Origin of the sequence: Coprococcus phoceensis, assembly GCF_900104635.1 — a bacterium.
Classification (GTDB): Bacteria; Bacillota; Clostridia; order Lachnospirales; family Lachnospiraceae; genus Faecalimonas; species Faecalimonas phoceensis.
Genome location: NZ_FNWC01000007.1, coordinates 270,990 through 284,799 on the forward strand (window position 1 = coordinate 270,990; position 13,810 = coordinate 284,799).

The 13,810-nt window shown below is 38.8% G+C and carries 18 protein-coding genes; 16 read left to right on the forward strand and 2 right to left on the reverse strand.

The genetic code is table 11. From position 1 onward, the window contains the following. Position 1: 1 nt before the first annotated feature. From BQ5364_RS05015 to BQ5364_RS05060, 10 genes are all read left to right on the forward strand, one after another. Positions 2–328, forward strand: coding sequence for a YdcP family protein (locus tag BQ5364_RS05015; RefSeq protein WP_071143774.1), 327 nt, complete (start codon positions 2–4; stop codon positions 326–328). Between the two features lie 15 nt (positions 329–343). Further along, positions 344–727: a YdcP family protein gene (locus BQ5364_RS05020; RefSeq protein ID WP_071143775.1), complete on the forward strand. Its 384-nt coding sequence runs from the start codon at positions 344–346 to the stop codon at positions 725–727. A 98-nt stretch (positions 728–825) separates the two neighbouring features. Beyond that, complete coding sequence (locus tag BQ5364_RS05025; RefSeq protein ID WP_173722015.1) at positions 826–1,437, forward strand: hypothetical protein; 612 nt, start codon at positions 826–828, stop codon at positions 1,435–1,437. Positions 1,438–1,520: 83 nt separating this feature from the next. Next, the gene (locus tag BQ5364_RS05030; protein ID WP_071143777.1) at positions 1,521–2,264 is read left to right on the forward strand and encodes a hypothetical protein; all 744 of its coding nucleotides are present in this window, start codon (positions 1,521–1,523) and stop codon (positions 2,262–2,264) included. Between the two features lie 25 nt (positions 2,265–2,289). Continuing rightward, positions 2,290–2,802 (forward strand): hypothetical protein, encoded by a 513-nt coding sequence (locus BQ5364_RS05035; RefSeq protein WP_071143778.1) that lies wholly within the window; start codon positions 2,290–2,292, stop codon positions 2,800–2,802. A 99-nt stretch (positions 2,803–2,901) separates the two neighbouring features. Beyond that, positions 2,902–3,429 carry a hypothetical protein gene (locus tag BQ5364_RS05040; protein ID WP_207646112.1) on the forward strand — a complete coding sequence of 176 codons (528 nt, stop codon included), beginning with the start codon at positions 2,902–2,904 and terminating at the stop codon, positions 3,427–3,429. A 104-nt stretch (positions 3,430–3,533) separates the two neighbouring features. Beyond that, the gene (locus BQ5364_RS05045; protein ID WP_071143780.1) at positions 3,534–4,928 is read left to right on the forward strand and encodes an FtsK/SpoIIIE domain-containing protein; all 1,395 of its coding nucleotides are present in this window, start codon (positions 3,534–3,536) and stop codon (positions 4,926–4,928) included. Positions 4,929–5,111: 183 nt separating this feature from the next. After that, the gene (gene mobT, locus BQ5364_RS05050) at positions 5,112–6,308 is read left to right on the forward strand and encodes a MobT family relaxase (protein WP_071143781.1); all 1,197 of its coding nucleotides are present in this window, start codon (positions 5,112–5,114) and stop codon (positions 6,306–6,308) included. Positions 6,309–6,320: 12 nt separating this feature from the next. Next, positions 6,321–6,455 (forward strand): DUF3789 domain-containing protein, encoded by a 135-nt coding sequence (locus tag BQ5364_RS05055; protein WP_022621433.1) that lies wholly within the window; start codon positions 6,321–6,323, stop codon positions 6,453–6,455. Beyond that, positions 6,456–6,677: a hypothetical protein gene (locus BQ5364_RS05060; protein WP_002323342.1), complete on the forward strand. Its 222-nt coding sequence runs from the start codon at positions 6,456–6,458 to the stop codon at positions 6,675–6,677. Positions 6,678–7,013: 336 nt separating this feature from the next. On the opposite strand, the gene BQ5364_RS05065 is transcribed toward BQ5364_RS05060, so the two are convergent. Together BQ5364_RS05065 and BQ5364_RS05070 are read right to left on the reverse strand one after the other, a co-directional pair. Next, entirely contained in the window at positions 7,014–8,165 is a 1,152-nt protein-coding gene (locus tag BQ5364_RS05065) for an IS91 family transposase (protein WP_071143782.1), read from the reverse strand. A gap of 2 nt (positions 8,166–8,167) precedes the next feature. Continuing rightward, positions 8,168–9,007: a tyrosine-type recombinase/integrase gene (locus BQ5364_RS05070; RefSeq protein WP_071143783.1), complete on the reverse strand. Its 840-nt coding sequence runs from the start codon at positions 9,005–9,007 to the stop codon at positions 8,168–8,170. A 294-nt stretch (positions 9,008–9,301) separates the two neighbouring features. Here BQ5364_RS05070 and BQ5364_RS05075 point away from each other — a divergent pair, with 294 nt between their 5' ends. From BQ5364_RS05075 to tcpF, 6 genes are all read left to right on the forward strand, one after another. Beyond that, complete coding sequence (locus BQ5364_RS05075; protein ID WP_004612090.1) at positions 9,302–9,550, forward strand: YgiT-type zinc finger protein; 249 nt, start codon at positions 9,302–9,304, stop codon at positions 9,548–9,550. Between the two features lie 96 nt (positions 9,551–9,646). After that, positions 9,647–9,943 (forward strand): conjugal transfer protein, encoded by a 297-nt coding sequence (locus BQ5364_RS17360; protein ID WP_083382694.1) that lies wholly within the window; start codon positions 9,647–9,649, stop codon positions 9,941–9,943. Then, positions 9,862–10,365 (forward strand): antirestriction protein ArdA, encoded by a 504-nt coding sequence (locus tag BQ5364_RS05080; protein WP_071143784.1) that lies wholly within the window; start codon positions 9,862–9,864, stop codon positions 10,363–10,365. The genes BQ5364_RS17360 and BQ5364_RS05080 overlap by 82 nt, the downstream gene beginning before the upstream one ends. A 17-nt stretch (positions 10,366–10,382) precedes the next feature. After that, positions 10,383–10,886: an antirestriction protein ArdA gene (locus BQ5364_RS05085; protein ID WP_071143785.1), complete on the forward strand. Its 504-nt coding sequence runs from the start codon at positions 10,383–10,385 to the stop codon at positions 10,884–10,886. Between the two features lie 109 nt (positions 10,887–10,995). Next, positions 10,996–11,394, forward strand: coding sequence for a conjugal transfer protein (locus BQ5364_RS05090; RefSeq protein ID WP_004843362.1), 399 nt, complete (start codon positions 10,996–10,998; stop codon positions 11,392–11,394). After that, on the forward strand, positions 11,372–13,804 hold the full coding sequence (gene tcpF, locus BQ5364_RS05095) for a conjugal transfer ATPase TcpF (protein WP_071143786.1): 2,433 nt from the start codon (positions 11,372–11,374) through the stop codon (positions 13,802–13,804). The genes BQ5364_RS05090 and tcpF overlap by 23 nt, the downstream gene beginning before the upstream one ends. Positions 13,805–13,810 lie beyond the last annotated feature (6 nt).

Here is a 13,810-nt window from a genome sequence, read left to right on the forward strand (position 1 = left end):
TATGGAAATGAAATATGTCGTGCCAGATATGGCACAGTCTTTTGGAACTCTTGAATTTGCAGGCGAAAGTGAGCCAGTCTTTGAAAGAGATAAAAATAACCGCAGGGTCTTAGCCAGACGAAGCTATAACCTTTATTCTGACGTACAGAAAGGCGAAAATGTTGTCGTGGAAATTCCCGTGCAGGCTGGCGAAAAGCATTTCAAGTATGAACAGAAAGTAAAACTTGTTAATCCAAAGTTATATGGCAGAGGTTACGCAATCGGGGATATGGGACATACCGATTATGTGTTGCTTGCTGATGATATTGTCGAAGTTGAAGAAAAGTAAAGGAGTGAAAAATTTATGAGATTATCAAACGGGTTTGTCATTGACAAAGAGAAAACATTTGGAGAATTAAAGTTTACAGCGGTGCGTGATGTGTTCTTGCAGAATGAGGACGGGACACCGAGTACCCAGCTTAAAAAACGTATCTATGATTTGAAGTGCAGTCTGCATGGTGGAATTATCCCCGTGTCTGTACCGCCAGAAGTGCCGTTAAGGGAATTTCCTTACAACGCAGTTGTGGAACTTGTCAATCCAGTAGCCGATACGGTATCAAGAAAAACCTATATGGGTGCAGACGTGGACTGGTATGTAAAGGCAGAGGATATTGTGTTGAAGAATAAAGGCAATCAAAACGCAGGCAATCCACAGAACCATACACCGCAGGGACAGCCGAAAAAATAGTATTCCTAAATAGATTTTCATTGTAGCGGATATATGGAACTGTTATAATATGGATATGAAGAAAGCGACAAATTAGAAGTTGTAAGGATGTGTTTCAAATGACAAAAGAAGAACGACAAAAATATAAAGAACTAACAAAAGTTTTGCCTAAAATGCTTAAAGATAAAATTAAAAAATATAAGTTTAAGAAAAAAGATTTTATGATTTGGTATAGTACAAAGGAATTATTCTTTGATTTGCTTATTGGTGTGAAAGTAAAGTCAGATGATAAGTGTTATTGTACTGCTATAGAAACAATCAAACCATTGTGGTTAGATGATTTGTTATGGGATTTATTGAAAATGGAAACCAATAAAAAAGAACCATTAAGTTTGAGAACTATTGGTGCATTTACAGTTAGCGGTGCTGAATTGTTTAAAAATGAAACAGAATTAAAAGAATGGACAATCAGTGAATTAGAAGAAATCATAGATAATTATTTAGAACATTTTTATAAAACTGCTCAATCATCTTCAATCTGTGATTTTTACAATAATTTAGAAAATTCTATATACCATGTTGAATTAAGAAAAGCATTATCATTGATTCACGAGCATAAATATCAAGGTGCTTTAGATTATTTGAAAGACAAAGGTGAAGGTATTTTTAAGAATGGTGATGTATCTATAAATAATGCAATCAGAGAATACTGTATAAATCAACTTTCATAGATGGATAAAATCCAGTTTGTAGTGCAGTAAATTCCAGTTTGTAGAACTGTATTAAATCATCAAATCACATAGAGGTGGCGATTATGCGATATAAAAAATTTTTATTAGGTGTTATAGCAAGCGTGCTTTGTCTAGGACTATTAAATGGTTGTAGCAGTTATTCGCATGATTTTAACTCTAGTGAAGAAGCACAAAAATATATCTTATCCAAATTAAAGGACAAATACAATGAAGAATTTATTATTACAGAAGTGAAGAAGTACAAAGAAGAAAAAATAGGATTAAACTGGATTATGGCAGAAGTTTCCAGTAAAGAAAATTCTTCTCAAACTGCTACTATATATACACGAAATACTGGACTTTTTGAGGATAGTTACCATGTTTATTACTATTCTGATGAAATAAAAGAACTTGCAACTCCTTTATTTCAAGATAAGCCTTTTATAAGAGGTTATCAAATTGAAGTTCAAGGGCATACAACCACGACAGAATGGAATGGTAAGGAAAGTGTAGAAGAATATCTGAAAAAAAGGGAATATGAAATAGAAACAAGTATATATCTTAATGAGGGAAAAACTGATAAAGAATATGCAGAAGAACTTTCCTATATCATGCAAGAAATTGTAGAAAGTGATTTGGTTTTTAATATTTCAGTATATACAAGCGATGATAACCTTATTTTCTATTCTCTACCAGAACAGCACAGTCAACCAGACGTAGAAGTAATTTTAGAAAAAATGGCAGATGTTAAAAGACAACAAAAAACGCAAAAAGATTATAAGGAATGGAAGAAACAAAATCAGAACAATGAAACAAATTCTGATTGATGTGGCAATAAAGGAGTGAAATAAAATGATTTACGAACCCGAAAATCTAAAAAATAAAAGAGCAATATATGAAAAAAGAGATAAATGGCTTATCCGATTAGCCTTTCTATTTTGGGCGGTACTACTATTGATTTATGTGAACATAGTAATTCCCTATGTAAAATCAACAATTGGCTTTTTAGGCATTATTGTTGGTGGTATTGCTGTTATTACTATTGTTTATTTCTTTACTGTATTCTTTGTTTTAATGCGGAGAGGACGTCAGTTTAGAAAAATGAACAATGATATTGTAAGAGAATATCACGAAAATAAAAATGGAGAACTCTTTTTAGAAAAACTTCTTGCAATAGATACGAAACCTAAAGATATGAAAGATGAAATGACATGGTATCTCAATATTGCAACTGCATTTAATGTATTAGGTAAACGAAATGAATGTATTGCTTTGTTTAAACAATTAGAAGAAGTTGCAACAGAAAAAGACAAAGAATATATTCAAAATAGCATTAAATTTGTGCAAGAACAGTTAGAAAAATAATATTGACTAAGTGGTTTGGTAAAATCAAAGGAGCGATTAGGAATGACAATTCTTATTTATTTTTTAACAATAGTATTTGGTATAGTATGTTTTGTAATTATGAAAAAGAAACGCTATAAAGTCATGCCACTTATCTGTTTGATTATGTTTATTTGTTTCATTGGCTGTGGAATCGTTTCTATCTTATCTTTAACTTTGCCATATGGTGAGATTTTGGTTTATCCATTGGGAGCAATTATATTTGGTTTGGTATTTATTTTGGTTGGGGTAAATGATTTATATTCGTTATTGCGTTGTAGAGAAAAAGTGGACGGCGTGTATTGTGGCTACAATACATATTATGGTGGCAATGGCATTTCTACACAATCTCCAATATTTGAATATACATATAACGGAACTTATTATCGTGAGCAAACAGCACAAAATATATCTCATAAACGATTAAATAGGAGTATGACACGAGGAAATGTATATAGCATATATATTGACCCAAAGCACCCAGCAGTATTTATTCTGGCTAAAAAAATTAAAATAGGAACAATAGTTTCGATAATATTAGGGTTATTCATATTTACGTATGGAATTGATTTATTATTAAAATTTTTGCCTATGTTATTGAGTCGATAGTATATACTTTGTTGGTAAATTGTCTGATAACCTTATATCACATATAAAGCAGTTAGTCTTAGGATTGACTGCTTTTTTCATACTCAGAAAGGAGTGAACGATTTATGCGTAAGATTTTGAACAAAGGACACCGTATCAGAGCCAGCGATAAACACCTTGTTTACCACTTTTCCATAGGAACGCTTCTGTTTATATTCGTGGCGGTTCTCCTGCTATTGAATATGAAACAGCTCATGCGTACCGATTGGGAAAATTTCAGCTTGTTAGAGAATGGCTTGACGCTCTCCCCTTACAACTTCATAACCATACTGATAGCGACTGGTGTTTGTGCATTGGTCGCCTTTTTGTATTACCGCTTCTGTTATGACAATTTCAAGAAGCTCCTGCACCGTCAAAAGCTGGCGAGAATGATACTGGAAAATAAGTGGTATGAAGCCGATACCGTACAAGACAGCGGTTTTTTTACTGACCTGCAAAGCAGATCAAGGGAAAAAATCGTCTGGTTTCCAAAGATTTATTATCAAATGGAAAAGGGACTGCTTCATATCCGCTGTGAAATCACGCTGGGGAAATATCAAGACCAACTTTTACGGTTAGAAGATAAATTGGAAAGTGGCTTGTATTGCGAACTGACCGACAAGACCCTGCATGACGGCTATATCGAATATACCCTGCTTTATGATATGATAGCGAACCGCATTACCATTGATGAAGTACGGGCAGAAAACGGCTGTCTTAGATTGATGAAAAATCTTGTCTGGGAATATGACGCACTCCCTCACGCTCTGATTGCTGGTGGGACTGGTGGCGGTAAAACCTATTTTCTGCTGACGCTCATTGAAGCCCTACTGCATACCAACGCTGTCCTTTACATCTTAGACCCGAAGAACGCTGACCTTGCGGACTTGGGGACAGTTATGGAAAATGTGTATCACACCAAAGAAGAAATGATTGATTGCGTCAATGCTTTTTATGAGGGCATGGTACAGCGAAGTGAAGAAATGAAACGACACCCGAACTATAAGACGGGCGAAAACTACGCCTATCTGGGACTGCCACCCTGCTTTCTTATCTTTGATGAATATGTGGCATTTTTTGAAATGCTGGGGACAAAAGAAAGCGTGAGCCTACTTAGCCAGTTAAAGAAAATCGTTATGTTAGGGCGGCAAGCAGGTTATTTCCTTATCGTTGCCTGCCAGCGTCCAGACGCAAAGTATTTCTCGGACGGTATCAGAGATAACTTCAATTTCCGTGTGGGACTTGGGCGTATCAGCGAATTAGGTTACGGTATGCTGTTCGGTTCAGATGTGAAAAAGCAGTTTTTCCAGAAGCGTATCAAGGGGCGTGGCTATTGTGATGTGGGAACAAGTGTTATAAGTGAATTTTATACGCCTTTAGTCCCGAAAGGACATGATTTTTTGCAGACTATCGGCTCTCTTGCACAAGCAAGGCAGGACGGGACGGCGACGTGCGAAGCGAAAGGCGACGGCACGGACTAGCCGTTGCTGGTGTGGCGTTAGCCACGCCAGCAGGTAAAACCCCTCGGTATCTAACAGAGGGGTACGTTTGCAAATAGACAATAGACAAAAAACATAGGAAACATAAGGCTTCTGGCATGATTTTCTAGCAAAAATCGGCTGTGAAGTCGCCTTAAAAAACTTCACACTTGACAGATTGGGGGTATGGTTCTGAATGAAGAACAATGGATAAAAGAATTACGGGAGAAACGGATTGCTTACGGTATCTCACAAGGAAAGCTGGCGGTGGCTTCTGGTATCACAAGAGAATATCTCAATAAGATAGAAAGTGGAAAAATGAAGCCGTCAAAGGAGCTTTTGGAAACTTTGCACAAAGAACTGGTAAGGTTCAATCCAGAAGCACCACTTACCATGCTGTTTGATTATGTGAAAATTCGTTTTCCCACATTGGATATACAGCACATCATCAAAGATATATTAAAACTGAATATCAATTATATGCTCCATGAAGATTACGGGCGTTACAGCTATACGGAGCATTACTCTTTAGGGGACATCTTTATCTATACGTCGGCTGACGAAGAAAAAGGTGTCCTTTTAGAGTTAAAGGGGCGTGGTTGCAGGCAGTTTGAAAGTTACCTGCTGGCACAGCAAAGAAGCTGGTATGACTTTCTCATGGACGCATTGGTAGACGGTGGCGTGATGAAGCGTATCGACCTTGCTATCAACGACCATACGGGCATTTTGGATATTCCAGAGCTTGCGGAAAAATGCAGGAAACGGGAATATATCGGAAAGTCCAGAAGCTATAAGTTTTACCAGTCGGGTGAGCTTATCAAGCACAGAGAGGAGGACAGAGAATATATGGGACATACCCTTTATCTTGGTTCGCTGAAATCTGATGTGTATTTCTGTATCTATGAAAAGGACTATGAGCAGTACGTCAAGTTAGGGACACCGCTGGAAGAAGCCGACATTATTAACCGTTTTGAGATACGGCTTAGAAATGAACGTGCCTATTATGCAGTACGAGATTTGCTGACCTATTATGACGCAGAGCAGACCGCCTTTTCTATCATCAACCAGTATGTGCGGTTTGTTGATGAAGAACCAGACAAGCGAAAAAATGACTGGAAGCTCAATGACCGCTGGGCTTGGTTTATTGGCGATAACAGACAGAGCTTGAAGCTGACGACAAAGCCAGAGCCTTACACCTTAGACCGCACATTGCGTTGGGTACAAAGGCAGGTAGCACCGACCTTGAAAATGCTGAAAAAGATTGATAAGGGAAACGGTACAGACTACATGGAAACAATCGAACAGCAGGCAAAGCTCACAGAAAAGCATGAAATGATAATCAAACAGCAGACAACCTCTGCAAAAGATTTGGTGGAAAGTTAGGAGTGATAAAAAATGTGGGAATTAGTAAAAGACTTCCTGCTGGTATCTATGGGAATGGGTATCGGCGTAGTCTTGATGTGTATTTTGAATGTCGGCAAAGAAGCTGACTGTGAAATGAAACAATTAAAAGAAAGTGAGGACAATTAAATGAATTTCGGACAAAATTTGTATCAATGGTTTTTATCAAATGCACAGAGCTTAGTGCTTATGGCGATCGTGGTTATCGGTATCTACTTAGGGTTCAAGCGTGAGTTTTCCAAACTTATCGGCTTCTTGGTAGTTGCCTTGATTGCTGTCGGTTTGGTATTCAACGCTGGCGGTGTGAAAGATGTACTGTTAGAGCTGTTTAATAAGATTATCGGTGCATAGCAATTTATATTGCAGCACATATATGGGAATGATATAATGTGGATATGAAGAAAACGGCAAATTGATTAGAAACCAATCGAAGTTGGCGTAAACGATAAAGCAGCTTATAGATTGCTGATAAACTGCCCTATCGTTTGCACCAATTTCGATTTTTCTATAGTGAACAAAGTCGTGTCCGGATAGCCGGAATATATGGAGTTTCAATTCTTTTCCTCTTGTAGAAAAAAACTGTTTTGATTAAAATATTATATCAGATTTCTTTATAGAAAAAGATATTTTCCCACAACAAACAGACCTCATTTCTGAGGCTTCGTAAAAATATTTAATTATTGGGTTTTAAATCCGTAAAGGTATCCGTTGTTGGGGGTTTCCGAGATGTCCTCCACAGCATTTACAAACAGAAACCTTGATTCCATAAAGTGTTTCCAATATTTGAGCTGTTTCCATATTTTTCAACCGAGACAGATATTGCCTGCAGCCAAGAAGATTTCTACATAGTGTAAGATGCTTGGTTTTACTTCGGGTACACAGCAGACCATAATGTCTGATTCGGACAAAGCGTTTGGGTGGCACATGCATAAGGAATCTGCGGATAAATTCAACTCCGGGAATAGTCAGTGCTTTCCATTTACCAGCTTCACGGTAGTCCTTCACATAGTATGTGACAGTGTTTTCATCCATGCGGATAATACGGCGATTACTGATAGCAATTCTGTGTATGTACTTACCAAGGTAATGAATAACAGACTGTGCACCGTTAAAGGCTTTCTTACAGTGTGGAATCCAGTCTTTTTCATAGCAGATATTTATTAGCTCTTTGAAGGCATAGTGATTTCGGTATTTTTCACTGCTTCCGTGAAAGTGAAGTTTTTTATTTTTCCATAAAGTTTTCAGTTCATCCAGATATTTTCCACGGAAAAGTTTGGATAATACTTTAACAGGAAAAAAGAACTCTTCACCTTTATCACGCCACTGATTCTTAGCAGTCAATCCACCGCCGAGAAGAATGACATGGATATGGGGATGGAAATTCATTTCAGATCCCCATGTATGCAGGATGCAGATGTATCCGACCTTTGCACCCAGATATTTTTCATCCTCAGCAAGTTCATTTATCGTGGAAGAGACGGAATGATACAAGGCATCATACAGTAGTTTCTGGTTACAATAGATTAATGGATTCAGTTCTTGAGGGACTGTAAATACCACATGGAAGTAAGGTGCTTCCAGAACGTCTTCCCGTTGGGCATCCATCCACTTTTCGGTAGGAAGAGCCTGACACATAGGACAGCATCTGTTACGGCAGGAATTGTAGTGAATCTGAAGATGGCCACAATCTTCACAAACACTGACATTTGCGCCATAAGCTCCGGTCTTGCAGTTCATAATACAATGTGAAACTTTTGCCTGTTCCGCAGAAGGTGTATATCTGTCCAGATATTTGAGATAAAAAGAGTGAAATATATCCTGTACAGTTGGATTTTCCATGCCTAATCCTCCTGTACGTCAAAAGGACTTTTAATTCCCAATAGTGTTTTGTTACTCACATGAAGATATATTTCTGTAGATTTTGGGTCTGTATGTCCTAATAATGCTTGAATATATTTAATGTCACACCCCGCTTCCAAAAGATGGCTTGCAAAACTATGCCTAAAAGTATGAGAAGAAAAATGTTTCGTAATGCCAGCCTTTTTTGCACTTGTTTTTAAGAATTGATTTACGCTTGAAATATCAAGGTAATTATGAGTCCATTGACTTGGAAACAGTATACCCCTTGGTTTACCGCATTGAAACCAGTATTCTGTAAGTAAATCAAGTGTACGGTCGGCAAGAATAGTATATCGATCTCTTCGGTTTTTGGTATTGCGTATATGAATAGACTTATTGCTTCTGGATATATCGTCATAGTGCAGATGTACCACTTCTGATACGCGAAGTCCACCGGAATACATGGTTGCAATTATTGCTTTATGTTTCAGATTTTTAGTTGCATCAAGAATAGAATTGATTTCATCCTTTGACAGAATAACAGGAAGAGCCCGGTCACGTTTCATGCGGGAGATTTCATCTTCATCCCAGTATAGTTTTAAGATTCTTTTATACATAAAACGTATAGCAGAATAATAATGATTATAAGTTTCCGGCATGACTCCAGATAACCTTTTTGCGGTTAAAAAAGCATCCGCGTCATCAATAATTAGTTCATTCCATGGTTTCCCTGTATAATCTAAAAAATGTCTAATCGTATGACAGTAGGCATTAACTGTGGATGGTTTTAAATTTTTCTTTTCCGCAGCAAGTTTGATTTGATTATAAATATCTTCGTACATAAAATATCCTCCGTAAAATAAATGAAAATATATAAGTTCCACATACCTTTACGGAGGAGCATTTGCTTGATAAAACCGCTTGTAGAAACGGTGTAAAAATGGTATTCTTTTCATAGGCAGTGGTAGGGAACTAAGCCCGTATTCGAAGTTTGTTTTTGGTGGTACTTAAACAATACTATCTTGGGACAATCCTGTCACTGCTTTTTTGGAAAACTAATAAGAAACTGCACCACAGCCTTGGCAGGCCATCGCGCAGCGATTTTGTTCACTTAGAAGTTAAAGGAGAGAGCGATTATGTTTAGATGTCAAAAATGTAGAAAATGGTTAAAAAGTATTACAACAGAAACTGATGTAGTTTATAATGGCACAACATATCATGCCACAAATGTACCAGCAAAAATATGTCCTGAATGTGGGAAAATAACTATATATGAAATAATTGAAGAACGAATTGTTCAATATGCCACTCAAAGAAATGTAAAAAATATTGATTATGCAGAATGTGAGAATGAAGAAGCTTCTGCCTCTCAATTAATATTGTGAATTTCCATTTTAAAAATTCCATATCCCTACACACAAAGCAGTTAGTCTTAGGATTGACTGCTTTTTTCTTACCTAAAATCAGATTGGAGTGATGACATGAACGATATTTTTAAGGATATGCAGGCAAAAGTCGGCTGTGAATACATTTCCGACCTGCCCTCTTACAAGCGTAAGGTGTGGCATGAAATGAAACGACTGAACCCTGCCGACTATGAAGAAAGACAGTTAGAAGATTTTTCAAAGTATGTGTTTGGTATGTCGTACCAAACCTTAAAAGATGTGATGAAACAACAGAAAGGACGTGAGGAACAATGCAGGAAACAAGGGTGCTGGTGGAAACGAAAGGAACAACTGGCGAAGAAACAATATCATACTGGTTCGACCTGCCGATAGATGTTGCCGAGTTTGAAGAAAAGTTAGGTGTCGGTGCAGAAAGTGGGGATTACCGCATTATCGAAAAGGTACTGCCCTTTGCTGATGAAGTCCACGAACATACAAGCGTGTACCAGCTCAACGAACTAGATTTTATGTACCGTCAGCTACCAGCCGATATGCAGGAAGAATATACAGCACTTCTTACGGTGTATGAAAATTTAGAAGCACTTTATATTTGCAGAAACATGATTACAGTTTATCCTGACTGCAAAAGCATGATAGATGTTGCAAGGCAAAAGCTGATGAACGACCCGACGTTCAAACATTTATCTGAGGACTGTCAAGAATACTATTTCGATTTTGAAGCCTACGCTTCTCACTTGCAGGAACACGGGAAATTTTTAGTAACAGAACACGGTATCTTTGAACTGCCAGAGTAGGAAATGAGGTGGTGCTTATGATTGATGATATGGCGGTTTACATTGCTAATCTTGGCAAATACAATGAGGGCTATTTAGTCGGTGCTTGGTTCACGTTTCCTATTGACGAGGAAGATGTGAAAGAAAAAATCGGCTTGAATGAACAATATGAGGAATACGCTATCCATGATACCGATAACTTTCCCATTGCGATTGGCGAGTATGTTTCCATTGAAGAACTCAATGAGATGTATGAAATGATAGAGGAACTTCCCGACTATATCGTAGAGTGTCTGGACGAATTTATCAACCACTACGGGACGCTGGAAGAAGTCGTGGAACACAAGGACGATATTTATTATTATCCCGACTGTGAAACCATGACAGACGTTGCCTACTACTACATAGACGAATTGCAGGCACTTGGGGATATTCCACCCAGCTTACAGAATTACATTGACTATGAAGCCTACGGGCGAGATTTGGATATGGGCGGTTGCTTTATTGAAACAAGCCGAGGTATGTGCGAGATACCATATTAACGCTGGAAGATCAGCAACAAGCTTTGTTGCTACTGACAGCGTATTTCTCTTTTAAGGGACAGTCTGAAACATGGCTGTCCTTTTCTATTTTGAAAGGAGCTGAAAGAACTTGAAAAAGATTAAATCTTATACGGGTATCTGGAACGTGGAAAAAGTCTTGTATGCAATCAATGACTTTAACTTGCCCTTTCCCGTTACTTTTACGCAGATTACATGGTTTGTGATTACAGAATTTATCATCATTCTGTTTGGGGATATTCCCCCACTTTCCATGATTGAGGGAGCATTTCTCAAATATTTTGGTATTCCCGTTGCTCTCACTTGGTTTATGTCGCAGAAAACTTTTGACGGAAAGAAGCCGTACAGCTTTTTGAAATCACAGATAACCTATGCCCTGCGACCTAAAATCACTTATGCAGGAAAAGCCGTAAAACTGCATAAGCAGACCTTGAATGAAACAATCACGGCAGTAAGGAGTGTGAACTATGTTCCCGATAAAATATATTGACAATAACCTTGTCTGGAACAAGGACAATGAGGTGTTCGCTTACTATGAGTTGATACCGTATAACTATTCTTTCCTATCCGCAGAGCAGAAATTTATCGTGCATGACAGCTTTCGCCAGCTTATCGCACAGTCCCGTGAGGGTAAAATTCATGCCTTGCAGATTGCCACAGAAAGCTCCATACGAAGTATGCAGGAACAGTCAAAGAAACTGGTAACTGGAAAATTAAAGGAAGTTGCCTATCAGAAGATAGACGAACAGACCGAAGCGTTAGTATCTATGATTGGGGACAATCAAGTGGACTACCGTTTTTTTCTTGGCTTTAAGCTCATGGTTACGGAAGAACAGCTCAATCTGAAGAACATCAAAAAATCGGCGTGGCTGACGTTTACGGAATTTCTCCATGAAGTGAACCACACGCTGATGAATGATTTTGTTTCCATGCCGAATGATGAAATCAACCGTTACATGAAAATGGAAAAGTTACTGGAAAATAAAATATCAAGGCGTTTTAAGGTGCGTCGCTTGGAAATCAATGATTTTGGGTATCTCATGGAACATCTTTACGGCAGGGACGGTATCGCCTATGAAGATTATGAGTACCAGCTACCAAAGAAAAAATTGAACAAAGAAACGCTGATAAAATACTACGACCTTATTCGTCCGACAAGGTGTGTGATTGAGGAAAGCCAGCGGTATTTACGATTGGAGCATGAGGACAAGGAAAGCTATGTATCCTACTTTACCGTCAATGCGATTGTCGGGGAGCTTGATTTCCCGTCGTCTGAAATCTTCTATTTCCAGCAACAGCAATTCACATTCCCCGTTGATACTTCTATGAATGTAGAAATCGTGGAGAACAGAAAGGCTCTTACCACAGTAAGAAATAAGAAAAAGGAATTGAAAGACCTTGACAATCACGCTTATCAAGCAGGAAGTGAAACCAGCTCAAATGTGGTGGACGCATTAGACAGCGTGGACGAGCTGGAAACGGATTTAGACCAGAGCAAAGAAAGTATGTATAAGCTCTCTTATGTAGTGCGTGTATCGGCTGATGATTTGGACGAATTAAAACGCCGTTGTGATGAAGTCAAAGACTTTTACGACGACCTCAATGTAAAGCTGGTGCGTCCTGCTGGGGATATGCTGGGGCTTCATTCTGAATTTTTTCCTGCCAGCAAGCGATATATCAATGACTATGTGCAGTATGTAAAATCAGACTTCTTGGCTGGGCTTGGTTTTGGAGCGACCCAGCAGTTAGGAGAAACTACGGGTATCTATATGGGCTATTCCGTTGATACGGGAAGAAATGTGTACCTGCAACCGTCTTTGGCTTCGCAGGGCGTAAAAGGTACAGTTACCAACGCCCTTGCGTCTGCTTTCGTCGGTTCTCTTGGCGGTGGGAAGTCGTTCTGCAACAATCTTCTGGTGTATTATTCGGTGTTGTTTGGCGGTCAAGCAGTCATTTTAGACCCCAAAGCCGAGCGTGGCAACTGGAAAGAAACGCTCCCAGAGATAGCCCATGAAATCAATATCGTAAATCTTACCAGCGACAAGGACAATGCAGGACTTCTTGACCCGTTTGTGATTATGAAGAATGTAAAAGACGCTGAAAGTCTGGCAATCGACATCTTAACATTCCTTACGGGTATTTCCTCTAGGGACGGCGAAAAATTCCCCGTACTTCGTAAGGCGGTACGCTCCGTTACCCAGAGCGACAGTCGGGGCTTACTCCATGTGATAGACGAGCTTCGCCGTGAAGATACGCCCATATCAAGAAATATTGCAGACCATATCGACAGCTTCACAGACTACGACTTTGCACATCTGCTGTTTTCGGACGGTACGGTGGAAAATGCAATCAGTCTGGATAACCAGCTCAATATCATTCAAGTAGCAGACCTTGTACTGCCAGATAAAGATACCACTTTTGAGGAATACACGACCATTGAATTATTGTCGGTGTCTATGCTGATTGTGATTAGTACCTTTGCACTCGACTTCATTCACAGCGACAGAAGCATTTTTAAGATTGTAGACCTTGATGAAGCGTGGGCGTTCTTAAATGTAGCACAAGGCGAAACCTTATCAAATAAGCTGGTTCGTGCTGGGCGAGCTATGCAGGCAGGCGTTTATTTCGTTACACAATCTTCTGGGGACGTGTCAAAGGAAAGTCTGAAAAACAATATCGGCTTGAAATTTGCCTTTCGTTCTACTGACATTAACGAGATAAAGCAGACCTTAGAATTTTTCGGTATCGACAAGGACGACGAGAACAACCAGAAACGGCTTCGTGATTTGGAGAACGGACAATGCTTATTGCAGGACTTATACGGGCGTGTCGGTGTGGTGCAGATACACCCAGTCTTTGAAGAACTGTTGCACGCCTTTGATACCAGACCGCCCGTATAGAGAAAT